The 25,143-nt window shown below is 71.6% G+C and carries 19 protein-coding genes; 15 read left to right on the forward strand and 4 right to left on the reverse strand.

The features are described from left to right. Positions 1–20: 20 nt before the first annotated feature. Positions 21–797 carry a transcriptional repressor LexA gene (gene lexA / locus E4U91_RS25820; protein WP_137309032.1) on the reverse strand — a complete coding sequence of 259 codons (777 nt, stop codon included), beginning with the start codon at positions 795–797 and terminating at the stop codon, positions 21–23. A 727-nt stretch (positions 798–1,524) separates the two neighbouring features. Here lexA and nrdR point away from each other — a divergent pair. The 3 genes from nrdR to E4U91_RS25835 all read left to right on the forward strand — a co-directional run bounded on the left by nrdR (position 1,525) and on the right by E4U91_RS25835 (position 6,018). Then, positions 1,525–2,100 carry a transcriptional regulator NrdR gene (gene nrdR, locus E4U91_RS25825; RefSeq protein ID WP_137309033.1) on the forward strand — a complete coding sequence of 192 codons (576 nt, stop codon included), beginning with the start codon at positions 1,525–1,527 and terminating at the stop codon, positions 2,098–2,100. Between the two features lie 167 nt (positions 2,101–2,267). Next, entirely contained in the window at positions 2,268–5,162 is a 2,895-nt protein-coding gene (locus E4U91_RS25830; RefSeq protein ID WP_137309034.1) for a vitamin B12-dependent ribonucleotide reductase, read from the forward strand. A gap of 160 nt (positions 5,163–5,322) precedes the next feature. Next, positions 5,323–6,018, forward strand: coding sequence for a DUF6215 domain-containing protein (locus E4U91_RS25835; RefSeq protein WP_137309035.1), 696 nt, complete (start codon positions 5,323–5,325; stop codon positions 6,016–6,018). A 75-nt stretch (positions 6,019–6,093) separates the two neighbouring features. Here the strand turns inward: E4U91_RS25835 and E4U91_RS25840 are convergent, their stop codons facing one another. After that, the gene (locus tag E4U91_RS25840) at positions 6,094–6,627 is read right to left on the reverse strand and encodes a TerD family protein (protein WP_137309036.1); all 534 of its coding nucleotides are present in this window, start codon (positions 6,625–6,627) and stop codon (positions 6,094–6,096) included. A gap of 178 nt (positions 6,628–6,805) precedes the next feature. Here E4U91_RS25840 and E4U91_RS25845 point away from each other — a divergent pair, with 178 nt between their 5' ends. The 3 genes from E4U91_RS25845 to E4U91_RS25855 all read left to right on the forward strand — a co-directional run bounded on the left by E4U91_RS25845 (position 6,806) and on the right by E4U91_RS25855 (position 9,089). Next, positions 6,806–7,411, forward strand: coding sequence for a YdbC family protein (locus E4U91_RS25845; protein ID WP_137309037.1), 606 nt, complete (start codon positions 6,806–6,808; stop codon positions 7,409–7,411). A 99-nt stretch (positions 7,412–7,510) separates the two neighbouring features. Beyond that, positions 7,511–8,170, forward strand: a complete 660-nt coding sequence (locus E4U91_RS25850) for a histidine phosphatase family protein (protein WP_079084514.1) — start codon at positions 7,511–7,513, stop codon at positions 8,168–8,170. Between the two features lie 13 nt (positions 8,171–8,183). After that, the gene (locus E4U91_RS25855; protein WP_137309038.1) at positions 8,184–9,089 is read left to right on the forward strand and encodes an ADP-ribosylglycohydrolase family protein; all 906 of its coding nucleotides are present in this window, start codon (positions 8,184–8,186) and stop codon (positions 9,087–9,089) included. Between the two features lie 278 nt (positions 9,090–9,367). Here E4U91_RS25855 and E4U91_RS25860 read toward each other — a convergent pair whose 3' ends face one another. Beyond that, a complete protein-coding gene (locus E4U91_RS25860) occupies positions 9,368–10,915 on the reverse strand; it encodes an MFS transporter (protein ID WP_137309039.1) in 1,548 nt (515 codons plus the stop codon). A 186-nt stretch (positions 10,916–11,101) separates the two neighbouring features. Here E4U91_RS25860 and E4U91_RS25865 point away from each other — a divergent pair, with 186 nt between their 5' ends. From E4U91_RS25865 to E4U91_RS25875, 3 genes are all read left to right on the forward strand, one after another. After that, positions 11,102–11,725, forward strand: a complete 624-nt coding sequence (locus E4U91_RS25865; RefSeq protein ID WP_137309040.1) for a TetR/AcrR family transcriptional regulator — start codon at positions 11,102–11,104, stop codon at positions 11,723–11,725. Between the two features lie 210 nt (positions 11,726–11,935). Then, positions 11,936–12,637, forward strand: coding sequence for a ribonuclease HII (locus tag E4U91_RS25870; protein ID WP_137309041.1), 702 nt, complete (start codon positions 11,936–11,938; stop codon positions 12,635–12,637). Between the two features lie 68 nt (positions 12,638–12,705). Beyond that, a complete protein-coding gene (locus tag E4U91_RS25875; RefSeq protein ID WP_137309042.1) occupies positions 12,706–13,335 on the forward strand; it encodes a hypothetical protein in 630 nt (209 codons plus the stop codon). 349 nt (positions 13,336–13,684) lie between these two features. Here E4U91_RS25875 and E4U91_RS25880 read toward each other — a convergent pair whose 3' ends face one another. Further along, positions 13,685–14,296, reverse strand: coding sequence for a hypothetical protein (locus E4U91_RS25880; protein ID WP_137309043.1), 612 nt, complete (start codon positions 14,294–14,296; stop codon positions 13,685–13,687). Positions 14,297–14,661: 365 nt separating this feature from the next. Between E4U91_RS25880 and E4U91_RS25885 the strand changes: the two genes are divergently transcribed. From E4U91_RS25885 to E4U91_RS25910, 6 genes are all read left to right on the forward strand, one after another. Further along, positions 14,662–16,821: a RecQ family ATP-dependent DNA helicase gene (locus tag E4U91_RS25885; protein ID WP_137309044.1), complete on the forward strand. Its 2,160-nt coding sequence runs from the start codon at positions 14,662–14,664 to the stop codon at positions 16,819–16,821. A gap of 125 nt (positions 16,822–16,946) precedes the next feature. After that, positions 16,947–18,695 carry a DUF4192 domain-containing protein gene (locus tag E4U91_RS25890; protein ID WP_137309045.1) on the forward strand — a complete coding sequence of 583 codons (1,749 nt, stop codon included), beginning with the start codon at positions 16,947–16,949 and terminating at the stop codon, positions 18,693–18,695. 220 nt (positions 18,696–18,915) lie between these two features. Continuing rightward, positions 18,916–21,027: a glycogen debranching N-terminal domain-containing protein gene (locus tag E4U91_RS25895; RefSeq protein WP_137309046.1), complete on the forward strand. Its 2,112-nt coding sequence runs from the start codon at positions 18,916–18,918 to the stop codon at positions 21,025–21,027. A gap of 140 nt (positions 21,028–21,167) precedes the next feature. After that, the gene (locus E4U91_RS25900) at positions 21,168–21,926 is read left to right on the forward strand and encodes an NUDIX hydrolase (RefSeq protein ID WP_137309047.1); all 759 of its coding nucleotides are present in this window, start codon (positions 21,168–21,170) and stop codon (positions 21,924–21,926) included. Between the two features lie 134 nt (positions 21,927–22,060). Further along, positions 22,061–23,992 (forward strand): ABC transporter ATP-binding protein, encoded by a 1,932-nt coding sequence (locus tag E4U91_RS25905; protein ID WP_137309048.1) that lies wholly within the window; start codon positions 22,061–22,063, stop codon positions 23,990–23,992. Positions 23,993–24,154: 162 nt separating this feature from the next. Continuing rightward, positions 24,155–25,042 (forward strand): FadR/GntR family transcriptional regulator, encoded by an 888-nt coding sequence (locus E4U91_RS25910; protein WP_137309049.1) that lies wholly within the window; start codon positions 24,155–24,157, stop codon positions 25,040–25,042. Positions 25,043–25,143 lie beyond the last annotated feature (101 nt).

Genomic DNA, 25,143 nt, shown 5'->3' on the forward strand with positions numbered 1-25,143 from the left:
GAGGCCCGCCGACGCCGTGCTCAGACGCGTCGCAGGACGGCCACCACCTTGCCGAGGATCGTCGCGTCGTCACCGGGAATCGGCTCGTAGGCCGAGTTGTGCGGGAGCAGCCACACGTGCCCGTCCTCGCGCTTGAAGCGCTTGACGGTCGCCTCGCCGTCGAGCATGGCGGCCACGATGTCGCCGTTCTCGGCGACCGGCTGGCGGCGGACCGTGACCCAGTCGCCGTCGCAGATGGCGGCCTCGATCATCGAGTCGCCGACGACCTTCAGCACGAACAGCTCACCGTCACCGACGAGCTGGCGGGGGAGGGGGAAGACGTCCTCGACCGATTCCTCGGCGAGGATCGGGCCGCCGGCGGCGATCCGGCCGACGAGCGGGACGTACGACGCGGCGGGCTTGCCGGCGGTGTCCGTGGGCTGGACCTGGGCGGCCTGGTCCGAGCCGCGCACCTCGTACGCGCGCGGGCGGTGCGGGTCGCGGCGCAGAAAGCCCTTGCGCTCCAGCGCCATCAGCTGGTGGGCGACGGAGGACGTGCTGGACAGGCCCACCGCCTGGCCGATCTCGCGCATCGACGGCGGGTACCCCCGGCGCTGCACGGAGTCCCTGATGACCTCGATCACCCGGCGCTGACGGTCGGTGAGTCCCGAACTGTCGGCACGGATGCCTGGAGGTCGGCCCGGCAGGGAGCGCTTGTGCTCGGGATGCACGGCTTCGTTCATCCCGTGCACCGGCTCGAGTCGGCCCTGGGAGCGGTCCTGGGCGGTGATGCTGGCGCTGTCTGCGGTGGTGGTCACGTCGGCCCCTCTCGATGGTCTCCCTGCTGGACAACGGTAGTGGCTTTCGAAAGGTTGCGCCAAACACACGTTCGAGTGAAAAACCGCGGATAACCGGACCTGATCATGTGTCCGGGTGTATGGCTGACGCCGCGTCCTGACGGGCGAAGGGGCCCGCTGTTGTACTCTTCACCGCCGGGGCCGCCGACCTCGTGGGCCGGAGCCTCAGTCTGCCATCCGTCGTCCCGCCCGTCGGGACCGCGACCCGCCCCTGTCCGGGAGTCGCACCGCTCCTCCCTGCGGCGCTCACGGTATCTCCGTACGTGTCCGCGCGGTGCGTCCCCACGCGTGCGTGTCGACGGCCTACGGGCGCGGGTGATCACCGTGTGTGCGCGGATTGCGGGCATCGTCGGACGCCTCCACGCGTGCGTGCCGTCGGCTTCGCACCTGCGCGCCGTCGGCTCCTTTCCGTGGTCGCACGCGTGCGGAGCGGACGCGATCATGCCCCCTTCCGGACGCTCGGCGTGACGACCGGGGAGCGGTGCGTGAGGGCTCCGGTCGCGACACGCGACACATCCTGCACGTATGAGCCAAGCCCTACATGTAGTGGTTGGATGTCACCAGCGACCCAGAAGTTGTGGTCCCCGGTGTCTTCGGATGCTCGGCGATCGCCTATGCTGGGGGCTGCTTCGAGGGGCTCGTGTGGCCCACGAGGCTGTTGAGTCTGCTGTGAGGAGGGTTGGAGAACATGCACTGCCCCTTCTGCAGGCACCCCGACAGCCGTGTCGTCGACAGCCGTACGACTGACGACGGCACGTCGATCCGCAGGCGCCGTCAGTGTCCCGACTGCTCCCGTCGTTTCACGACGGTGGAGACCTGTTCACTGATGGTGGTCAAGCGGTCCGGAGTCACCGAGCCGTTCAGCCGTACGAAGGTCATCAACGGTGTGCGCAAGGCGTGCCAGGGGCGGCCCGTCACCGAGGACGCACTCGCGCAGCTCGGCCAGCGGGTCGAGGAGGCGGTGCGGGCCACCGGAAGCGCCGAGCTCACGACCCATGACGTGGGGCTGGCCATACTCGGCCCGTTGCAGGAACTCGACCTCGTCGCGTACCTGCGGTTCGCCTCCGTCTACCGGGCCTTCGACTCGCTCGAGGACTTCGAGACCGCCATCGCGGAGCTCAGGGACCAGACGGGACCCCCCGCCGCGGACGGCGACGCGGGCGGCGACCGCGCGGACGGCGGAACCGTCGCGGGGAGCCAAGAAGACGACGGGGGGCCAGGGGGAACCGTTCAGGTCCCCGAGCCCGCCCGGGCCGCCGACTGACCGAAGGGCCGGAGCCGGGATCCCGGCGACGGGGGCCGGCCGGGCGGCGGCGTTGACAAGACCGGTTGCGGGCGGCAGCGCGTGGGTGCCCGCAACACCAGACACATCACCGTGCCACGGGAACATCGTGGCATTTCAGGGCGTTTTTGCCTGTACAGGGAGGCGGCATGACAGAGACGGCGAGCGGTCCGGCACGAGGTTCCCGGGCCAAGGGGACCAAGGCCACCAAGGGTCTGCGTATCGAGCGCATCCACACCACCCCCGGCGTGCACCCGTACGACGAGGTGGCCTGGGCGCACCGTGACGTCGTCATGACCAACTGGCGCGACGGCTCGGTCAATTTCGAGCAGCGTGGCGTCGAGTTCCCCGACTTCTGGTCGGTGAACGCGGTCAACATCGTCACCAGCAAGTACTTCCGCGGGGCCGTCGGCACCCCGCAGCGCGAGACCAGCCTCAAGCAGCTGATCGACCGCATCGTGAAGACGTACCGCAAGGCCGGTGAGGACTACAAGTACTTCGCCTCGCCCGCGGACGCCGAGATCTTCGAGCACGAGCTGGCCTACGCCCTGCTGCACCAGATCTTCAGCTTCAACAGCCCCGTCTGGTTCAACGTCGGCACGCCCCAGCCGCAGCAGGTCTCCGCCTGCTTCATCCTGTCGGTCGACGACTCCATGGAGTCGATCCTCGACTGGTACAAGGAAGAGGGCATGATCTTCAAGGGCGGCTCCGGCGCCGGCCTGAACCTCTCCCGCATCCGCTCCTCCAAGGAGCTGCTGTCCTCCGGCGGCAACGCCTCCGGCCCGGTCTCCTTCATGCGGGGTGCCGACGCGTCCGCCGGCACCATCAAGTCCGGTGGTGCCACCCGCCGCGCCGCGAAGATGGTCGTCCTCGACGTCGACCACCCGGACATCGAGGACTTCATCGAGACCAAGGTGAAGGAAGAGGAGAAGATCCGTGTCCTGCGTGACGCGGGATACGACATGGACCTGGGCGGCGACGACATCACGTCCGTCCAGTACCAGAACGCCAACAACTCGGTCCGCGTCAACGACGAGTTCATGAAGGCGGTCGAGCAGGGCGGCAAGTTCGGCCTGCGCGCGCGCATGACCGGTGACGTGATCGAGGAGGTCGACGCCAAGGAACTCTTCCGCAAGATCGCCGAGGCCGCCTGGGCCTGCGCCGACCCCGGCATCCAGTACGACGACACGATCAACAACTGGCACACCTGCCCCGAGTCCGGCCGGATCACCGCGTCGAACCCGTGCAGCGAGTACATGCACCTGGACAACACGTCCTGCAACCTCGCCTCGCTGAACCTGATGAAGTTCCTGAAGGACGACGGCAAGGGCAGCCAGTCCTTCGAGACGGAGCGCTTCCAGAAGGTCGTCGAGCTGGTCATCACCGCGATGGACATCTCGATCTGCTTCGCGGACTTCCCGACCCAGAAGATCGGCGAGAACACGCGCGCGTTCCGCCAGCTCGGCATCGGCTACGCCAACCTCGGCGCCCTGCTGATGGCGACCGGCCACGCCTACGACTCCGACGGCGGCCGCGCCCTCGCCGGTGCCATCACCTCCCTGATGACCGGCACGGCCTACCGCCGTTCCGCCGAACTGGCCGCCGTCGTCGGCCCGTACGACGGTTACGCCCGCAACGCCGACGCGCACAACCGCGTCATGAAGCAGCACTCCGACGCCAACGGCACGGCCGTCCGCGTGGACGACCTGGACACCCCGGTGTGGGCCGCCGCCACGGAGGCCTGGCAGGACGTCCTGCGCCTCGGCGAGGGCAACGGCTTCCGCAACGCCCAGGCGTCCGTGCTCGCCCCGACCGGCACCATCGGCCTGGCGATGTCCTGCGACACCACCGGCGTCGAGCCCGACCTGGCGCTCGTGAAGTTCAAGAAGCTGGTCGGCGGCGGCTCGATGCAGATCGTCAACGGCACCGTCCCGCAGGCCCTGCGCCGCCTGGGCTACCAGGAGGAGCAGATCGAGGCGATCGTCGCCCACATCGCCGAGAACGGCAATGTGATCGACGCCCCCGGCCTCAAGCCCGAGCACTACGAGGTGTTCGACTGCGCCATGGGCGAGCGCGCCATCTCCCCGATGGGCCACGTGCGCATGATGGCCGCGATCCAGCCGTGGATCTCCGGCGCCATCTCCAAGACGGTCAACATGCCGGAGACGGCGACCGTCGAGGAGGTCGAGGAGATCTACTACGAGGCCTGGAAGCTCGGCGTCAAGGCCCTCGCGATCTACCGCGACAACTGCAAGGTCGGCCAGCCGCTGTCCGCCAAGACCAAGGGCGACGACAAGGCCGAGGCCAAGACGGAGGCGCCCGCCGCCGTCGAGACCAAGGTCGAGAAGGTCGTCGAGTACCGCCCGGTCCGCAAGCGCCTCCCGAAGGGACGTCCCGGCATCACCACGTCCTTCACCGTCGGTGGCGCCGAGGGCTACATGACGGCCAACTCCTACCCGGACGACGGCCTGGGCGAGGTCTTCCTGAAGATGTCCAAGCAGGGCTCGACCCTCGCGGGCATGATGGACGCCTTCTCCATTGCCGTCTCCGTCGGCCTGCAGTACGGCGTGCCGCTGGAGACGTACGTCTCGAAGTTCACCAACATGCGCTTCGAGCCGGCCGGCATGACGGACGACCCGGACGTGCGGATGGCGCAGTCGATCGTCGACTACATCTTCCGCCGCCTCGCGCTGGACTTCCTGCCGTTCGAGACGCGCTCCGCGCTCGGCATCCACTCCGCCGAGGAGCGCCAGCGCCACCTGGAGACCGGCTCCTACGAGCCGGCCGAGGAGGACGTCGACGTCGAGGGCCTCGCCCAGTCGGCGCCGCGCCAGACGGACCTGAAGGCCGTGGCCACCCCCGCGGCGTCCACCGAGACGGCCAAGCCCGTCCTGAAGCAGGCCCACACCAGCGCCGAGCTGGTCGAGATGCAGCTGGGCATCCAGGCCGACGCCCCGCTCTGCTTCTCCTGCGGTACGAAGATGCAGCGCGCCGGTTCCTGCTACATCTGCGAGGGCTGCGGCTCCACCAGCGGTTGCAGCTGACCCCGGCACCGGTCTGACCGGCACCTCGCCGAGCGGGGGGACCACCACGGTGGTCCCCCCGCTTTTTCCTGTTTGCCGCGGAACGATCACCGGCTAGGCTCCACCGGCGCCATGTCAGGCGCACTACAAGTGGGGGGACAGGGAAGTGCAGGTGGGGGACATGGCCGACGGTGCCGCCGAACCGGAGAAGACGACGAGCGCGGGCGCCCAGGCGGCCGCGGCGCTGCTGCTGGTCGGCGGCCTCGCGGTGGGGCTGTGGGCGCTGGGGGACGCCGTGGGCAACACCTCCGACGACGGGAAGCCGGCCGTGTGCTCTTCCTCGTCGAGCGCGCCCCCGCGGGCGCAACGGGTCTCCGGCGCACAACTGTGCGAGGCGCTCAACCGCCCGGACCTGCCCACGCTCCTCGGCACGCCGGCCGAGCGCGCCCGGAGCGCCAACGGCAACGAGAGCTCCTTCACCCTCGCCGGCGGTACCAAGATCACCACGCCCGAGGGCAGTGTCGACCTGGACACCTACTCCGTGAAGCTGTCCGCCTCGTACGACGACATCCCGGTCGCCCGGATGGGCGCGCTCCTGGGCCACAACGCCGAGAAGAAGACCCTCCTCGGACACCCTGCGGTCCTCTACTCGGACCGGACCATCGAGCTCAGCTTCAACCTCGGCGGCAAGGGGGCGAGCAGTGCCCCCGGTGGCATCGCCCGCTGCCTGATGGTCGCGCCGAGCGCCGAGGACGGCGGCGGCTCCCTGGAGATCGTGATCTGGCGCCAGGACAACGTGACGCCCGACGACGCGGCGCTGCTGCGCGTCGCCGAGCGCGTCCTGCCGACCGTGCCCGGCTGGAACAGCGCGGGCTGATCCGGGGGAGAGGCAGGAGGTGAGGGGCGCGGGCGCCTGCCGCAGCAGCGCGCCCCCCTCAGCTCCCCGAACGCCTCACGCCTGGCCGAGCCGGCCCATGAGCCGGGTGAACGTGGCCGGGTCGTCCTCGAAGCCCCGCACACCGTCGCGGAACGTCCAGCCCTCGTCCGGATCCCGCACGAAGTCCGCGAACGTCGCCGCCGTGGCGCCGAGGACGGAACCGAAGTCGCCCTCGGCCAGGACGGAGTAGCCCTCGCGTACCCGGAAGCCCGGGTTGACCACGCTCACGAACGTGCGGTGGGCCGGCCGCTGCTGGATCACGACACCGACCACCACGCGCGCGTACCGCGGGTCCAGCCGCTCGAGTTCGACCGTGAGGACCTCGTCCCAGCCGAAGCCTTTGCCGTCCGTGCTGTCCCGGTTGAGGTAGACCGTGCCGTCGGGGGAACGGCTGTCGAAGTGCACGACGTACGCGGGTTCGCCGTGCGGGTCGCTCGCCAGATAGGTGGCGGCAACGATGTCGAGGTCGGTGGGCGGCTGCCCGGCCGGGCTCGGATCCCACTTCACCGCGGCTTCGACCTTGCGGATCCCCTTGTTGAGACCGTTCACCAGGCTCCCCTTCCCCGTCTGCCCATGTGCCCGACTGCCCGTTCCCGGTCGGTCGTCGGCCTTAACCGACCGTTCCCCGGGGCGGGTTGTCCATCCTGCCACGCGCGCGTACGCGTCCGTGCGCCAGAGGTGCGCTCAGCGTGACCGACGCCACGCCCGCTGGCCTTACGATGGCGCGGTGCTGGTCAAGTGGATTCGCTGCACCGTGGTGGACCGCCGCGGTTTCGAGCGCGCGCAGCGGAAGTGGGCGGGGCTTCTGGGGGAGCCTGGGTTTCGCGGACAGGGCGGGGGCTGGAGCCGGCGACGGCCGTCCGTGGCCCACGTCTTCGCGTTCTGGGAGAGCCGCGCCTTCTACGACTCCTTCATGGCCCGCTCCCACGACCGCCTCGCGGCGGCGCAGGCCGGCACCTTCAAGGACGTCCAGGCCCGGCTCTTCGACTACCGCTTCGACGTCAAGACCGGTTTCGAGCCGCGCTTCACGGACGCCGACCTGCTGCGCGTGGCCCTGTGCCGCGTCCACGAGGAGCGGGCCGAGCACTACACCCTGATGCAGGAGAAGGTCTGGAACCCCGCGATGGCCGGTTCCCCCGGCATGATCCGCGGGCTGTTCGCCGAGGCGCCCGGCCATGAGTTCCTGGTGCTGTCGATGTGGCGCTCACAGGCCGAGCACGGTAAGTACCGGACCGAGCGCATCGAGCGGCTCTCCCTGCGGGCCCAGACGGAGGCCGACATCGCCTCGCTCACCGGTGACATCGTCGAGCTGGAACCCACCTGGACCGTTTGAGCACCGCCTTGTGACCTCTGGAGCACGCTCGGTGTGACGTACGCCGTACGGAGCCCGCACGAGTGCTCGCAATCGCGCCATCCGATCTAGGGTTTTGGCATGGCACGACCACGGCGCATCGTCCTTGTCCGCCACGGGGAGTCAACGGGCAATGTTGATGACACCGTGTACGAGCGTGAACCCGACCACGCCTTGGCGCTGACCGAGCGCGGGTGGCGGCAGGCCGAGGAGACCGGCAAGACACTGCGAGAGGTCTTCGGCCGCGAGCAGATCAGCGTCTACGTCTCCCCGTACCGGCGCACGCACGAGACCCTGCGCGCCTTCCACCTCGACCAGGAGCTCATCCGCGTGCGTGAGGAGCCCAGGCTGCGCGAGCAGGACTGGGGGAACTGGCAGGACCGCGACGACGTGCGCCTGCAGAAGGCCTACCGCGACGCCTACGGGCACTTCTTCTACCGCTTCGCCCAGGGGGAGAGCGGCGCCGACGTCTACGACCGCGTCGGCAACTTCCTGGAGAGCCTCTTCCGCAGCTTCGAGGCCCCCGACCACCCGCCGAACGTCCTCCTCGTCACCCACGGCCTGGCCATGCGCCTGTTCTGCATGCGCTGGTTCCACTGGACCGTCGCCGAATTCGAGTCGCTGTCCAATCCCGGGAACGCGGAGATGCGGATGCTCGTTCTGGGCGACGACGGCAAGTACACCCTCGACCGGCCGTTCGACCGCTGGCGTGACCCGGAATCGTACGGGATCACCGGATAGAGTGGCAGAACCGATGATCTCAGACACCTCTTCCGACGGGCGCCTGGAGCGCGCCCTCGCAAGCCTGCGCGGACTCGCCGTCGGCGACGCGCTGGGCTCCCAGTTCTTCGTACCGGTGAACGTCCCGCTGCTCAAGCGCCGCGAGCTGCCGTCCGGGCCCTGGCAGTGGACCGACGACACGGAGATGGCCTGCTCCGTCGTGGCGGTCCTCGCCGCGCACGGGCGCATCGATCAGGACGCCCTGGCGCGTTCCTTCGCCGAGCACCACGACTTCGACCGGGGCTACGGGCCCGCCGTCAACCGGCTCCTGCGGCTGGTCCGGGAGGGCGGCGACTGGCGCGAGCTGTCCGCCGCGCTGTTCAACGGCCAGGGCTCCTGGGGCAACGGCGCCGCCATGCGCATCGCCCCGCTCGGCGCCTGGTACGCGGACGATCCCGAGCAGGCCACCCACCAGGCCGAGATCTCGGCCTACCCCACGCACCAGCACCGGGAAGCGGTGGTCGGCGCCATGGCCGTGGCCGCGGCCGCCGCACTGGCCGCCGCGCCCGACGGCCCGCCGACCCCCGAGTCACTCCTCGACGGCGTGATCGCGCTCGTCCCGCGGAGCGCGGTCGGTGCCGGCCTGCGACGAGCGCGGGACATGCTCGACTACGGCGACGCGGCCACCGTAGCGGCGGTCCTGGGCTGCGGACGCCGTACGACCGCGCACGACACCGTCCCCTTCGCCGTCTGGTCGGCTGCCCGCTCCCTGGGCGGCTACGAGGAGGCGTTCTGGACGACCGCGCAGGTCGGCGGGGACGTCGACACCACCTGCGCGATCGTGGGCGGGATCGTCGCCGCGGGTCGGGCGGGGGCGCCACCGGCGGCGTGGGCGGAACGGACGGAGGCGCTGCCGGAGTGGGCGGCGGTGTCCGCCTGACGCGCCGCTGAGCCGTCCCGGAGACTGCCTGGGAAACTCTCCGTGCTCGGCGGGAACTCTGTGTGACCGCGCGCCGTTGTCCGGACATCCGCTGTGTGAGGTGCGGATGCTCTGGAGGGGATGTGCGAGGTCTAGGGGTGGTGTGTATGGGGTGGGGAGCGCGGATCCGAGGTGCCTGCCGGCCGCGGGGACGGGCTGGGCCGGGCCCCCGCGGACGCGGTGCGCCCGCGCCCGCCGGTGACCCGGCCCGTTCGGTCCCAGGGGGTCCGGCTCCCCGGTCAGCCCACGATCGGGCCGGCCGTGCCGGACAGGGCCTCCAGGTCGCTCTTGCGGACCCTGATGACGAACCAGGCGGTGGCCAGGCCCAGTACGCCCATGGCGGCCGCCGGGATGAAGGCCGTCGAGATGCCGTGGGCGAGCACTTCGTGTCCCCACGGTCCGGGCAGCTGGTGCGTCCTGGCGAACTCCGCCTTCTGCTCCGGCGACCCGTCGGCCAGGAACCGCGGCACCTGCTTCTTCGCCTCGTCCTTGCCGGCCGACCCGAAGACGGTGGTCAGGATGGACAGGCCGAGCGAACCGCCGACCTGCTGCATGGCGTTGAGCAGCCCGGACGCCGCGCCCGCCTCGTGGGGAGCGACGCCCGCGACCGCCGTGACCGTGGCGGTCACGAAGTTCAGCCCCATGCCGAAGCCGAACACGAGCATCGGACCGAGCACGCCACTGAGGTAGGAGCTGTCGGGGCTGATGTACGTCAGCCAGACCAGCCCGACCACCACGAGGGCGGTGCCGCTGAGCATGAACGGCTTGGGGCCGAGCACGGGCAGGAACCGCTGCGACAGACCGGCGCCCAAGGCGATCGCGAACGTCACGGGCAGGAACGCGACACCGGCCTTGATCGGGCTGTAGCCGAGCACGTTCTGCACGAACAGCACGATGTAGAAGAACATGCCGAACATGGCGGCGGCCAGGCTGAGCATGATCACGTACGTGCCGGAGCGGTTGCGGTCGGCGAACATCCTCAACGGGGTGATCGGCTCCTTGGCCCGCGTCTCGATGTAGACGAAGGCCAGCAGCAGGACCACGGCGGCCGCGAAGGAGCCCAGGGTCAGGTCGTCCCGCCAGCCTTCCTCGGCGGCGCGGATGAAGCCGTACACCAAGGAGGCCATGCCGAGCGTCGAGGTCATCGCGCCCGCGATGTCGAAGCGCCCCGGGTGGCGTTCGGACTCGCTGATGTACAGCGGGGTCAGGAAGGCGATCAGCACGCCGATGGGCACGTTGACGAACAGCACCCAGCGCCAGTCGAGCCATTCGGTGAGCATGCCGCCGGTGAGCAGACCGATGGCACCGCCGCCCGCCGACACGGCGGCGAAGACTCCGAAGGCCCGGTTCCTCTCCGGACCTTCGGGGAACGTGGTGGTGATGAGCGCCAGGGAGGTGGGGGACGCGATCGCTCCTCCCACGCCTTGCAGGGCGCGTGCGGCGAGCAACTGCCAGGGTTCCTGGGCCACTCCGCCCAGGAGCGAGGCGAAGGTGAACAGCAGGATGCCGGTCATGAACACCCGGCGTCGCCCGAGGATGTCGCCGGCCCGCGCGCCGAGCAGCAGCAGACCGCCGAACGTGAGCGTGTAGGCGCTGACCACCCAGGTGAGGTCCGTGGTGCTGAACTTGAGCGCATCTTGAATGTGCGGGAGCGCGATGTTCACAATCGTCGCGTCGAGGACCACCATGAGTTGGCAGGCCGCGATGACGGTGAGCGCGATGCCGGGATGCCCTTGTCGGCGGGCCGCACCCGGTTTCTGTTCTTCGATCAACTGAGAGGTTGTCACTATGGGTCCCCCACGCATGGCTTAGTGAACGCTTGCGTTCACTGTTGCGCCCACGGTAGTGAGTCCCCGGTAGAGAACGCAAGCGTTCACTGTCTTCGTCGTGCGACGGTGTCGTCCCCCCAACTGCCGTCCGGCGCACGCTGCTTCCCCGCACCCCCCGCTTCACCTGCACCTGGAGAGACTCGGATGGTTACTTCGCGCTGGACGGCCGCCCCCGCTCAGGCGGTCTCCCCCCGCCGGCGCGGCGCCGTGCTCGAACGCGCGATCCTCGACGCGGCGTTGGAACAACTCGGCACCGTCGGCTGGAATGGCCTCACGATGGAGGGCGTCGCCGCCGGCGCCCAGACCGGAAAGGCCGCGGTCTACCGGCGCTGGCCGTCGAAGGAGGACCTCGTCGCCGACGCCCTCCAGGTCGCGCTGCCGCGGTTGGACGAAGCGCCCGACCTGGGCACCGTGCGCAAGGACCTGCTGGCGCTGTGCCGCACGGCCCGGGACGCGATGTTCTCGCGCCCCGGAATCGCCCTCCGGGCGGTGATTCACGAATGCGATCCGGCGCAGGCGGAACGCTTCCAGACACTGATCTTCGAGGGTGTCGTGCGGCCGACCGTGGAACTGCTCCACCAGGTCATCAGCCGTGGGATCGAGCGCGGGGAGGTGCGGCCCGACGCGACGAACGGCTACGTCTTCGACGCCGTCCCGGCGATGATGATGTACCGCTCGAAGGTGCGCGGCTGCGAATGGGAGGACCAGGAGCTCGAGGAGATGGTCGACCAGCTGATGCTGCCGTTGCTGCGGCCGCACGGGGGTTGAGCCGGTGCGCAACGGGGGCCGCTCCTTCCGTCGGGGTGCCCTCGGGGTGCCGTCGGTGGGCGGGAGGCGGAGCGGGGGGGGCAGGACGGGGGGCGGCCGGCCTCGAAACGGGTACTCGAAGGGCGCTCGGGCCGACTTCCGGGCAGCCGGATCCACGGAGGGAAACCGGGGTGTCGCGCAGCGATCCGGGCGGCGTAGGCTAAGGGCGCCATGCCGTACGAACCACCCACGCACACCGTCGAGCGCTCCCTCCGCGCCACGACCGGAGCGAAGATCATTGCCGGTGTCGACGAGGTGGGCCGCGGTGCCTGGGCCGGACCCGTCACCGTGTGCGCCGCGGTCACCGGACTGCGCCGACCGCCCGCCGGCCTCACCGACTCCAAGCTCCTCACCGTCAAGCGCCGCACCGAACTGGCCGAGGAACTGCGGACGTGGGTGACCTCCTACGCCCTCGGACACGCCTCCCACGAGGAGATCGACGGCATGGGGATGACGGCCGCGCTGCGGCTCGCCGCCGTCCGGGCCCTGGAGGCCCTGCCGGTCCGGCCCGACGCGGTCATCCTCGACGGCAAGCACGACTACCTCGGAACCCCTTGGCGCGTCCGCACGGTGATCAAGGGCGACCAGTCGTGCGTGGCCGTCGCGGCCGCCTCGGTGCTCGCCAAGGTCCAGCGCGACAAAATGATGGCCGAACTGGGCAGCGACCATGCAGACTTCGGTTTCGCGGACAACGCCGGGTATCCGTCGCCCGTGCACAAGGCCGCGCTGCAGGAGTGGGGGCCCACCCCGTACCACCGGTTGTCGTGGGCGTATCTTGATGCGCTGCCCCAGTGGCGGCACCTCAAGAAGGCCCGTACCTGGGCGGACGCGAGCGTTCCGGAGGTCGCGGGCCAACTCGGCTTCGACTTCTGACCCTGCCGTTCGCACTGTTGTGCCACCCACTGGCGCGAACCGCACCAGTGTTTGATAAAAATCAGCTCATGCCTCTCATTCCCGAGGAGCCTCAGATTCACGAGAGTGCCCAGGGTCCCCGCGCCACGCCGGCCAGTGGCCGTACCGCGCCGACCCCCCGCCCCGTACCCGGCCCCCGTCCCGCGGCTCCGTCGCGCCCCGGCCGCCCCGGTCCTCCGCGGCCGACGGCTCCGGCGCAGCGCACGCCCCGCGACGTGGCCGCACCCAAGCCCGGGCCCCAGGCCCCGGCCGTTGCCACCCCCTCGACGGCTCCGCAGGTCCAGCTGATCCCGGCCTCGGCCGAAGGTGCGCTGGACGCCGCCGAGGAGGCCGTGGACCTCCTGCTGGATTCGGGCCGCGCTCCGGGTGACGTGCTGGTGGTCACCACCGGCGAGCAGCACCCGTGGGCCACCCACGAACTGTCCTTCGGTGAAGCGTCCTACTGGGCGCAGCACGACGCGCGGGACGACGTCTTCTACGCGGGTGCCGAGGCCGTGGGCCGGGCGTCCGAGCGTCCCGTCGTCGTGGTCGCGCTCAATGGAGGCTCCGCCTCCGCCGCCTCCACCGTCCTCCCCCTGGCTCAGGCCCGGGCCGGCGCCCTGCTGATCTGCTGCGGGGACCCGCAGCAGATCAACGCGGTGCTGGGCACGGGAGTCTGAGCCGGGCCCCCGGCGGCCGGGACGGGTGCCTCCGGCGTCACGGCCGGAGGGGGCGCCGGTGCCGGCTGACGCGTGTGCGACGGCGCGTGGCCGGGGCATGCGCGGGCTCGGCATGCCCTGCGTCCGCCCGTCGGCCGTCACCGGCAACGGCGGTACGGATGTCTGACGCTCGCCGTAGGGGCGTTCTGGTGACCGTCCTCGCCGGAACGTCCTGAGGCGCTGGCGCAAAAGCCGAGCTGCATGTGGCTGCTGCGCGCCGCACGCCGCATGTGCTCCACCGGGTGATCGGGGGCCCGGCGCGTCGGCCGGAAGCCCGATGTGCCGTAGTGGCTCGGCCGACGGCTGTCGCTCAGCGTGCGGCGGCGCGTCGCAGGACGTCGGATGCCGCGCCGCCGGTGCGGGGCAGCGGCGGCACCTCGGAGAGGGCGAACGGCTCCGGAGCCGACCCGAGGCTGGGCCGACGGCCGCCCCGCCCCTCGCCGAGCACCTGCCAGCCGTCGTCGGTCAGGGTGATGTACGCCCCGCAGCGCAAGCCGTGCAGCGTGCACGCGTCACGCAGCCCCCACATCCACGCTCCGTCCTCCTCCGTCCAGCGCGCGTCGCCCTCGCGGCAGTAGAGCAGCACGGCTGTGCGCGCCGGTGTGCGGCGCCGCAGGTCGTGCGGAATGATCCGGCGCAGCTGGGCGAGGAGGGCGTTGCGGAACATCCACCCGTCGGCGGGAGCCGAGCGGCGGGTGAACGAGGCGCTGGCCCTGAGTCGCTCGTCCGCATCGAGCACGGCCACGATCGCGGTGGCCGGGCCCGGCCGGTGCCGCGCGTGCAGCCCGCTCACGACCTCGCGGGGGTTGCGCAGCAGCGGTATGCCGGCTGCGGCCCATTCCGCGGGTTCGAGCAAGCGGTTGGCGGAAGCGTCGGACGCGGACAACGATGCCGCCGAGGACGGAGCGAATCCGAAGGTCACGGTCCTCCCTTCGGCTACGGCCCACACAGCGGGCGGGTCGGATTCGGGGGAGCGCGCACCGCAACAGACCCCTACCGGGGCCACGGGCGAGCCGTGCGGGGAGCGGAACTCAATTCTTCCTGTCGAACTGGGATGCGGCAACGAGCAATTGGGGCCACCGACGGTTATGCGGCGATGCGTGGCTTATATCACTACCCAGGACGGGCGCACGTGACGCCTGCTCCGCCCGGGCACGACCGGTTCGAACGCACCCCGTCACGGGTGATCCACAGGGACGGACGACCCCGCGCACGACCCCACGGAAGGGCGGGGCCATCCGCAGGGCGGATTGGCAGGCGACCCCGGGTATCGGGTTGCATGGAGGCATGGACATCCAGGAGCTCCGCGCCGAAGCCGATGCCGTCCTCGCCGAGCTGGTGGGGGCTCCGGGAGGAACCGCACGGCTGCGGGAGGACCAGTGGCAGGCGGTCGCGGCGCTGGTGCGGGAGCGGCGGCGGGCACTGGTGGTGCAGCGCACCGGCTGGGGCAAGTCCGCGGTGTACTTCGTGGCCACGGCCCTGCTGCGCCGCCGGGGAGCGGGTCCCACGGTGATCGTCTCGCCGCTGCTGGCGCTCATGCGCAACCAGGTCGAGGCGGCCGCGCGCGCCGGTATCCGGGCGCGCACCATCAACTCGGCCAACCCCGAGGAGTGGGGCACCATCCACGAGGAGGTCGAGCGCGGCGAGACCGACGTCCTCCTCGTCAGTCCGGAACGCCTCAACTCCGTCGACTTCCGCGACCAGATGCTGCCCAAGCTCGCGTCCACGACCGGCCTGCTGGTGGTCGACGAGGCCCACTGCATCTCCGACTGGGGCCACGACTTCCGCCCGGACTACCGACGGCTGCGCGCGATGCTCGCCGACCTCGCCCCCGGCGTCCCCGTCCTGGCCACCACTGCGACGGCCAACGCACGGGTCACGGCGGACGTGGCCGAACAGTTGGGCACCGGCGCCGGCGAGGCCCTGGTGCTGCGCGGTTCCCTGGAGCGGGAGAGCCTGCGGCTCGGCGTGGTGCGACTGCCGGACGCCGCGCACCGCCTCGCCTGGCTGGCCGAGCACCTGGACGAGCTGCCGGGCTCCGGGATCGTGTACACGCTGACCGTGGCCGCCGCGGAGGAGGCCACCGCCTTCCTGCGGCAGCGCGGCTTCCGGGTCGCCTCGTACACCGGGCGCACGGAGAACGCCGACCGCCAGCAGGCCGAGACCGACCTGCTGGAGAACCGCGTGAAGGCGCTCATCGCGACCTCGGCGCTCGGCATGGGCTTCGACAAGCCCGACCTCGGCTTCGTGGCGCACCTCGGCTCACCGTCCTCGCCGATCGCCTACTACCAGCAGGTGGGACGAGCGGGCCGCGGCGTGGAGCACGCCGAGGTGCTGCTGCTGCCGGGCAAGGAGGACGAGGCGATCTGGCGGTACTTCGCCGACACCGCCTTCCCGCCCGAGGCACAGGTGCGCCAGACCCTCGCGGCGCTCGCCGACGCCGGACGGCCGCTGTCCGTGCCGGCCCTGGAGGCCCTGGTCGACCTCCGGCGCACCCGACTGGAGACCATGCTGAAGGTGCTCGACGTGGACGGCGCGGTCAAGCGGGTCAAGGGCGGCTGGATCTCCACCGGAGAGCCATGGGTGTACGACGCCGAGCGGTACCAGTGGGTGGCACGGCAGCGCGCGGCCGAGCAGCAGGCGATGCGTGATTACGTGACAACGTCCAAGTGCCGGATGGAGTTCCTGCGCCGGCAACTGGACGACGACGGGGCCAAGCCCTGCGGCCGCTGCGACAACTGCGCCGGAGCGTGGATCGACGCCTCCGTCTCGGAGGAAGCGCTGACAGGAGCGGCGAAGGAACTGGACCGCCCGGGCGTGGAGATCGAGCCGCGCCGGATGTGGCCCACGGGGATGCCCGCACTGGGCATCGACCTCAAGGGCCGCATCCCGGCCGGCGAGCAGAGCTCCACCGGGCGCGCCCTGGGCCGGCTCTCCGACATCGGCTGGGGCAACCGTCTGCGCCCCCTGCTGTCCGAGAACGCACCCGACGGACCCGTCCCCGACGACGTCCTGCGGGCCGCGGTCGCCGTCCTGGCCGACTGGGCGCGCTCGCCCGGCGGATGGGCCACCCAGACCCCGGAGGCGACGGCCAGGCCGGTCGGCGTCGTCGCGGTCCCGTCCCTGAGCCGTCCGCACCTGGTGGGTTCCCTGGCGCAGGGCATCGCGAGCGTGGGCCGCCTCCCGTTCCTCGGCACCCTGGCGTACACCGGGCCCGACGGCGCGCACGCGGCCCGCCGCAGCAACTCCGCGCAACGCCTGCGGGCACTGTCCGGCGCCTTCGCCGTGCCGCAGGAGCTGGCCGAGGCGATCGCCGCCGCGCCGGGGCCCGTCCTGCTCGTGGACGACTACACCGACTCGGGGTGGACCTTGGCCGTCGCGGCGCGGTTGTTGCGACGGGCCGGGGCCGAGCAGGTGCTGCCGTTGATGTTGGCTGCGGCGGGTTGAGAGGTGGGGTAAATGTGACTATGTACAACGCTCCGACCTGCAGAAACTGTCCGTCGTGACGTGTCCCTGCTCCGACTTATCCACAGGTTCGAAGGGGACCTTGCGATCCGCGAGATCGTCGGCGCATGACGAACCACGACGAAATGACCGGGCCCTTCGACAACGACGACGTGTCGTACGAGGGCCGACCCCCGTACACGTCCCACGGGCCGACCCCGTTCGACGGAGACCTCGGCACCCATCAGGTCACCCTGCGCTCACCCGCCGAACTGGCCGACGCCCTGCCGTACCTCCTCGGATACCGGCCCGAGGACAGCATCATCCTGGTCAGCCTGCACGACAGGGGCGGCCGTGGGCGGTTCGGCGGCCGGGCCCGCCTCGGCATCCCCACCCATCCCGACGACTGGGCCGCGGTGGCGCAGCAACTGGCCCACGGGCTGGTGACGGGCGGCGAGCGCCGAGGAGCACGCCCCGAGCAGATCGTCGCCTACCTGTGTCAGGAACCCACCAAGGGCGAGACCGGCCAGAGCGTCATGGAGCGGCTCCAGCCGCTGGCCCACAAGTTGCGCGTGGCCTGCGGTCGTCTCGACGTGCCCGTGATCGAGGCGCTGTGCATTTCCGACGGCCGCTTCTGGTCCTACTGCTGCGGCGGACAGGGCTGTTGCCCCGATGAGGGCGAGCCCATGGGCCTGCCCGGCACCTCGGTCCTGGCCGCAGCCGCCGCCTACGCCGGGATCCAGGTCCGCGGCACCTTGCGCGAGCTCAGGGCCAGGCTGATGCCGCTCGAGACCGCTGTGGCCGTCGAGCAGGAGGTCGCACTCGACACGGCGGGCATGTCCCTCGTCCCCAGGATCTTCGACGAGACCGGCCGCGCCGAGGTGGCCGACGAGACGATCGAGCTGGCCGAACGACTCATGCACCGCCTCGCCGACACGGCACCCGTCCCCAATCCCGCCGCAGCGGACCGGTGCGACGACGACCTGCTCTGCGCCGACGAAGCCGCCGCCCTGATCCTCGGCCTCCAGGACCGCACCACCCGTGACCGGGCGGCCGAGTGGATGGAGGGCGACGAAGCGGGCCCCGCCCTCCGTCTCTGGCGCGCACTGGCCCGCCGCTGCGTCGGCCCCTACGCGGAACACGCCGCGGCGCCCCTCACACTCGCCGGCTGGGTCGCCTGGTCCACCGGTGACGAACTCGAAGCCAGGGAAGCCCTGGCCATGGCCCTCGGAGCGGACCCCGACTACCTCTTCGCCCGCCTCCTGCACCAGGCCTGCAACGAAGGCCTGGACCCCGAGTCGGTCCGCCGCTGCCTGCGCGCCGAACGTGCGGAGCGCGGCGAGCGTGCCGAACGTGTCGGGCGGAGCGAATGTGCCGAGCGGAGCGAGCGTGCCGACCGTGAGGAGCCTGCCGAATGCGGCGGACGTGCCGAGAGTGACGGGCATGCCGAACGTGGCGCACGTGGCGGGCAGGCGGCCCAGCCGGAGGGCGAAGGGCACGAGCCGGCGAGCGAAGCGCCCGACGTCACCACGCACCCGGCCGTCCCTCCGCACCCGGCAGCCCTCGCGCCGGTGAGCCCCTCCCCGCACGTGCCGGAACAACGGCGTCGCCGCCGAACCCGCTCCGGCGCCTCACCGCTCGCCGCGACAGGCGAGGGACAGGTGCCGAGCCCATCAGGCCGACGCTCCCGCACTCCGGTGGCGGACGGCACCCGGCCCAGCGCCGCCGGCCGGGGCAGCACCGGCCCCCGTACACCGGGGAAGCCGACGGCATCACACCGACGCGCGGACCGCGTGGACGCGCAGGAAGCGAACGCCGTCCGCGCGGACGGAGGCACCGCAGACGGCGATTCCGCCACCGGCGACGACCTCAGGTAGAGGGGTCAGGGGAGCGCCGCCCCGGCATCCACCGGACCGCATGCCGCCGTTCGGTGGGCTCGCCCGGTGCCGGGCGTGACCTGGGGGAGACCCGCCCCGTTCACCTGAGTGGCGGAGTGCCCGTGCGGGGCGTCCCGCCGCCCCGCCCGTCATCCCAGCCGGAATGCCTGCCTGCCGTCGAACACGCCCGGACCCCACAGAGAGCGGAAGCAACCAGCGCATGCATCAGCCGACGCCCCCCTCCGCCGACAACTGCCGCACCGCTGAACGGCCCGTGCCGCCCCTCCGGTCCGACGCCGGAGGGCCCCCGCCCGCTCCGACGCCCGGAGCACCCACACTCCCGGCACCCCTCCCGGCCCCTACACCGTCCACGCCCCGCAGGCCAAGGGACCTGCCCCCCGCACACGACGCCTTGATCTGCGTCGCCCTGCCCGGACTGGCCCTCTCCACCGCGGACGGACAACTCGCCGGTCGAGGTCTGGAAGGCTTCTACCGGGCCGGTCGACGCCTGCTCTCCCGCTGCCACCTGCGCATCGCCGGACGGGAGCCGCTCCCCGTCCAGGCCCGCATGGCCTCGGCCGACCGAGCCCGCTTCACCGGCACCCTGCGCGCAGCTCCGCACGGCGGTCCCGACCCCGACGTCGTCGTCGAGCGCACCCGTTCGGCGGACGGCACGGAAACGATCACTTTGCGCAGCGCGGCGGCGCACCCCTTGCGCGTGCCGGTCGAGATCACGCTCGGGACGGATCTCGCCGACCTGAGCGCGATCGCCTCGGGCACGGCGGGCCGCGACCTGCCCGCCGGCGTCCGCGCCTCCGGCCTGCGCTGGTCCTGTCCGACCGCATCGGTGTCCGTGACCGCCGACCCACCGCCCTCCGACGCGCTCGCTTCCGCCGGCATGCTGCGCTGGCAGCTCGACCTGCCCCCCGGCGGCAGCGCCGAACTGGAGCTGAGGGTGCGTCTGGACGGGAGCGGCCCCGTCCGTCCTGCCGGTCGTGCGACGACGAACCCCCTGGCGCCCGCACACGCCAGCGGTGACGACCCTCGCGTCCAGGCGCTGCTGCGAGCCAGTGTCGAAGACCTGCAAGCCCTGCTGGTACGCGATCCCGCACGGCCCGCGGACATGCACCTCGCGGCCGGCGCACCCTGGCGGTGCGGCCTCGCCCCGGCCGAGGCGCTGTCCGCGGCCCGCATGACCCTTCCGCTCGGTACCCGCCTCGCCGTCGGCACCCTGCGCACTCTCGCGCGCACCCAACTCACCAGCCCGGGACCGCAGTGCGGCATGATCCCCGGCCCGCGCCGGGACGCCGGCCCCCACCTGCCGCCCGGCTGCACCGCGACGGAAGCCACCCTCCTCTTCCCCGTCCTCCTCGCCGAGGCGCGTCGCTGGGGACTTCCCGAAGCCGAGACGGACGAGTTGCTGCCGGCCGCCGAGCGCTGCCTGACCTGGCTGGGGCAAGCCGTCGGTGACGGCACCTACCTGCCCGACCCGCAGCCCGGCGGACCCGTGCGCTGCGAGACCCAGGCACACGCCCACCGGGCCGCCCTCCTCGGTGCCGACCTCCTCGACGCCTGCGGGCGACCGGACGGCACCGGACTACGACAGTGGGCAGAGACCCTCGGCAGCGCGTTCCGCCAGGAGTTCTGGATCGACGCCCCGGGCGGCGGACGTCCCGCCGTCGCGCGCCTCCCGGACGTACGGCACCTGCCCCACCTCGGCGCGGGCGTGGCCCACCTCCTCGACACCGGCCTCCTCGGCGCCGGACACCAGGCACCCGGACTCCTGGACAAGACACAGACGGAACAGCTCGCCCGGCTCCTGGGCGGCCCGTCGATGGACTCCGGCTGGGGGCTGCGCTCCCTCGGCACCAAGGAACCCGGATACAACCCGTTCGGCCACCGCCACGGAGCCGTCCGCGTCCACGAGACGGCACTCGCGGTGGCGGGGCTGATCTCGGCCGGCTACGAGAAGCAGGCGTCCTCCCTGCTCCACGGCCTCCTCGCCGCAGCCGAGGCCTTCGGCCACCGCCTGCCGGAGATGTACGCGGGGGAGCAGCGCACCGACGGCGGTGCCCCACTGCCCCACCCCGCCGCCTGCCGCCCCACCGCCACCGCGGCAGCCGCCGGAATCCTGCTGCTGACCACCCTCGCCGGCATCCGCCCCGACGCCCCCGCCGGCACCGTCACCCTGCGCCCCGTACGCAGCGCACCCCTCGGCGAGATCGTCCTGACCGGACTCCGCGTCGCGGGCGCCCCGTTCTCCGTCCGGGTCAGCAGACTCGGACTCGCGATGGTCGAGGAGGCGGCCGAAGGCCTGCAACTGGGCTCCTGACCTGGCATAACAGTCGGGCGTGCCACAGCGGGCACACGGCGGGCCGGGCTGTACCGACCGACACGAACCGTTGTGGACCAGCCATCGACCGGACCGACGAAGGGAGTGTTTATCGTCAGGAAGACGACTATGATCGCGGCATGTCCTACGACCCGTCAGCCTTTCCGCCCTTCGCTGTCACCGTGGACCTGGTCGTGCTGACCGTACGTCGCCACGCCCTGTGCGCGTTGGCGGTCCGCAGGGGCGAATCGCCCTTCCAGGGGCGGTGGGCCCTCCCCGGTGGCTTCGTACGGCCCGACGAGGACCTGGCCCAGGCTGCGGCGCGCGAACTGGTCGAGGAAACCGGCCTGCAGGCCCACGACCCCTCGGTCCCGGTCCAGGACAACGGCGCCCACCTCGAACAGCTGGCGACCTACGGGGACCCCGAGCGCGACCCCCGCATGCGGGTGGTCAGCGTCGCCCACCTCGCGCTCGCCCCCGACCTGCCCGCGCCCCGCGCCGGCGGCGACGCGAGCAACGCCCGCTGGGCCCCGGTCGAGGAACTCCTCCAGCAGGGCGGCTACGGCCGCGAGGGCGAGCCCGTGGCACCCCTCGCCTTCGACCACGCGCAGATCCTCGCCGACGGCGTGGAACGCGCCCGTTCCAAGATCGAGTACTCGTCTCTGGCCACGGCGTTCTGCCCGCCCGAATTCACCGTCGGCGAGCTGCGCCGGGTCTACGAGGCGGTCTGGGGCGTGGCGCTCGATCCCCGCAACTTCCACCGCAAGGTGACGGGCACCCCGGGCTTCCTGGTCCCGACCGGCGGCACCACCACCCGCCAGGGCGGACGCCCCGCCCAGCTCTTCCGGGCCGGCGGGGCCACCCTCCTCAACCCGCCGATGCTGCGGCCGGAAGTCTGAGAGCGGGCCGGCTGCACCGTTTCGCTGTATGGGCGCTCTCGCCCGAGCCGTGAACACCCTGCTTGTCGACCCGGCGAGACGACCTCAGCGCTAGGTTCCCGACAAAACGGGCATAGGGCGCTATCTTGCTACGGGTGATCCAGGCCTTCGGACTGACCAGCGTCCCCCGCAAGGACCTTCCGCCCGCCGTCGACGACGTCTCGTTCGAGGCGCGCGCGGGCCATGTCACCGCGCTCCTCGGACCCCAGGGTGCGGGCAAGACCACGGTCCTCAGACTCGTGCTCGAACTGCAACAAGGCCGAGGAATCACCCACTTCAGGGGACGCCCCCTGCACCACATCGCCCACCCTTCCCGCGAGGTCGGCGTCCTTCTGGGCGACGTACCCGGCCACCCCGGCCGCACCGTGCGCGGCCACCTCCGCATGCTGTGCGCAGCGGCCGGAGTGCCCGCACGGCGAGCCGACGAAGTCCTCGAAGCCGTAGGCCTCGTCAGCCTGCGGGAGGAACGCCTCGGCACCCTCTCGCGCGGCATGGACCGCAGGCTCGGCCTGGCCTGCGCCCTCCTCCCGGGCCCCCACACCCTCGTGCTCGACGCCCCCGGTGACGGACTCTCCGGGCAAGAGGCCCGCTGGCTGTACGACATGCTGAAGGCCCACGCCGCCCGAGGCGGCACGGTCCTGCTCACCATGGACGACCCCAAAGAGGCCGCACGCACCGCCGACCACGTCATCACCCTGGAGCAGGGCCGGGTCTTCGCCGACCAGGACGCCCAAGGCTTCGCCCGCACCCGCCTGCGCCCCCGTGTCGTCGTCCGCACTCCCCACGCCGCTCGTCTCGCCGCCGTCCTCACCCGAGAGGCCCGCGCGGCACAGTGCTCCGTCCAGGTCGTGCAGGACAGCGGCAACCGGCTCTCCGTGTACGGCAGTAGCTGCGCGCAGGTGGGCGAGACGGCGTTCCGGCACGGCGTTTTGGTCCACCAACTCGCGGACGAGGTGGGCGACCTGGGTCCTGGAGCGATGGATGGCGACCTTGCGGTTCCGGCCAGTTCGGCGGTGACCGAAGGTGAACGGGCTTCGATCGAAAGTGCTGCGAGATCGGACCGCCCTACACAGGCAGGCGAAATCAGCGGTGATCAGCCTGCGGCTACGGAGGAGGGCCGCGATTCCTCCCTCCCGGTGGTTCCTCCCCCCGCCCTCCTCCCCCCGCCCCACCCCACCCCGCACCCCGAAGAAGCCACCCCCCGGCCCTCGCCCGTCCCCCTCCCCGATCTCCCGCCCCCCATCTCCGTCCGTCCCGCCCCCAGCCCTCTCCGTCCCCTGCGCTACGAACTGCGTCGCGCCGCCGGCATCAGCACCGGGTTCCTCACCGCTGGAGCCGTGCTGCTCACCTCCGTCGTCATGGCGCTGCTTCTCGCTCGTATCGGTCACACACCGCAGGAGCGGTTGCTGGCCGCGTGGCCGGTCGAGCTGCCGTTGCCGCCGGCCGCGCTGGGGGCGGGGCTGTTGGGGGCGCTGGCGTTCGGGGACGAGTTCCGCCACCCCGCGCTGGCGGCCGATCGTGGCACCGTGCCCCGGAGGCTGGGGCTGCTGAGTGCGAAGCTCCTCGTCGCCGCGGCTACCGCGTTGATGCTGGCGTTCGTGACGGTGGGGTGTGACGCCGAGGCGTTGTATCTCGTCTACGGACGGGAGTTCGTGAAGGTTCCCGGGGAGTGGCTGTCGATGGGGGCGAGTTGGATCGGGCTGGTGGTGGGGTGTGCCTGGGCGGGGGTGCTGGCGGCGGGGGTGTTCCGGTCCACCACGGCGGGGCTGGCGGCGGTGCTGGCTGTGCCGGTCGTGGTCGTTCCGGTCGTGCACAAGGCCTGGGGCGAGGCGTCCGTGCGGAGCGCCGCGGGGCTGCCGATGCGCATGCGCCAGGTGTTCCTGTACCAATGGCCCTTCGGTGGAGAGCGGTACCTGTCCGCGGTGGCCAGGGTGATCGCCCAACCTGTCGGAGGGGCGCTGACGTTGTCGCTGACGGTTCTCCTGTGCGCGTATGTGCTCACCACGCTGCGGAGTCGAGTGCGATGACGACCGTCGTCGACCGTTCGTGCCCGCACTGTGCGCAACTCCCCGGAGAACGTCCATTTCTTTCCGATAAGGCGTCAATTGCGACGGTGTGAGCGATCACCCTTTCGTGTGCTTTTCACCAAAGACCTCAAGGCAGTTGGAGGCGACGCCGACAAAAGATGCGTGAGTACCCTTGCGCACACCATGATGACCGCCGCCCGCTCCTCCGACTCCGGTCTGGCAGGCCCGGGCGATCTCGACCGCTACCCCTACGCCGAGGCCCCCTCCGCCGAGCGCGTCGGACCCGCCGCCTGGGAGGCCGCGGAACCCGAGCTGGGCCGAGTGGGCCGACGTGCCTCCGGCAGTCGCGGCCGCGGGCTGCACGGCCAGCTCGTGCAGCAGCTGGGCCAGATGATCGTTTCGGGTGACCTGGGAGCCGACCGCCCGCTCGTGCCCGAGGAGATCGGGCAGCGGTTCGAGGTCTCCCGCACTGTCGTCCGTGAATCGCTCCGCGTCCTGGAGGCCAAGGGCCTCGTCAGTGCGCGGCCGAACGTCGGGACGCGCGTGCGTCCCGTCAGTGACTGGAACCTACTGGATCCGGACATCATCGAATGGCGCGCCTACGGGCCGCAGCGCGACGACCAGCGCCGCGAGCTGAGCGAACTGCGCTGGACCATCGAACCGCTCGCCGCGCGCCTGGCCGCCGGGCACGGGCGCGACGACATCCAGCAGCGGCTGGGTGACATGGTCGAGATCATGGGACACGCCATGGGGCAGGGAGACGCCCTGACGTACGCGCGTGCCGACGCCGAGTTCCACACCCTGCTCATCCAGATCGCGGGCAACCGCATGCTGGAGCACCTGCACGGGATCGTGTCGGCCGCCCTCCAGGTCTCGGGCGGGCCGGTAACCGGCTGCGACCGGCCGACCGAGGCGTCGCTGACGCATCACCTGCGGATCGTCGACTCCCTCGCGGCGGGTGACGGCGCCGGTGCCGAGACGGCCATGCGCCAGCTGCTCACCGTGCACCCCGAGGTCGAGCGCGTGGTGCCGGCGCCGCGCGAGCACTGAATCCGCGCACCCCGGGCGGTGCGGCCGAGGACGCCTGCCGTTCCCGTGTCGTGCTCCGGCCGTCGACCGCGTGTCGTCCTCCGACCGTCGCCCCGCCCCCT

This window comes from Streptomyces lasalocidi (genome assembly GCF_005280215.1).
GTDB classification, from domain to species: Bacteria; Actinomycetota; Actinomycetes; order Streptomycetales; family Streptomycetaceae; genus Streptomyces; species Streptomyces longwoodensis.

What these genes read in the sequence shown, in the direction of transcription:
- nrdR (WP_137309033.1), top strand. Translation starts at nt 1,525, where the DNA reads ATGCACTGCCCCTTCTGCAGGCACCCCGACAGCCGTGTCGTCGACAGC.
- E4U91_RS25830 (WP_137309034.1), top strand. Translation starts at nt 2,268, where the DNA reads ATGACAGAGACGGCGAGCGGTCCGGCACGAGGTTCCCGGGCCAAGGGG.
- E4U91_RS25835 (WP_137309035.1), top strand. Translation starts at nt 5,323, where the DNA reads ATGGCCGACGGTGCCGCCGAACCGGAGAAGACGACGAGCGCGGGCGCC.
- E4U91_RS25850 (WP_079084514.1), top strand. Translation starts at nt 7,511, where the DNA reads ATGGCACGACCACGGCGCATCGTCCTTGTCCGCCACGGGGAGTCAACG.
- E4U91_RS25855 (WP_137309038.1), top strand. Translation starts at nt 8,184, where the DNA reads ATGATCTCAGACACCTCTTCCGACGGGCGCCTGGAGCGCGCCCTCGCA.
- E4U91_RS25865 (WP_137309040.1), top strand. Translation starts at nt 11,102, where the DNA reads ATGGTTACTTCGCGCTGGACGGCCGCCCCCGCTCAGGCGGTCTCCCCC.
- E4U91_RS25870 (WP_137309041.1), top strand. Translation starts at nt 11,936, where the DNA reads ATGCCGTACGAACCACCCACGCACACCGTCGAGCGCTCCCTCCGCGCC.
- E4U91_RS25875 (WP_137309042.1), top strand. Translation starts at nt 12,706, where the DNA reads ATGCCTCTCATTCCCGAGGAGCCTCAGATTCACGAGAGTGCCCAGGGT.
- E4U91_RS25885 (WP_137309044.1), top strand. Translation starts at nt 14,662, where the DNA reads ATGGACATCCAGGAGCTCCGCGCCGAAGCCGATGCCGTCCTCGCCGAG.
- E4U91_RS25890 (WP_137309045.1), top strand. Translation starts at nt 16,947, where the DNA reads ATGACGAACCACGACGAAATGACCGGGCCCTTCGACAACGACGACGTG.
- E4U91_RS25895 (WP_137309046.1), top strand. Translation starts at nt 18,916, where the DNA reads ATGCATCAGCCGACGCCCCCCTCCGCCGACAACTGCCGCACCGCTGAA.
- E4U91_RS25900 (WP_137309047.1), top strand. Translation starts at nt 21,168, where the DNA reads ATGTCCTACGACCCGTCAGCCTTTCCGCCCTTCGCTGTCACCGTGGAC.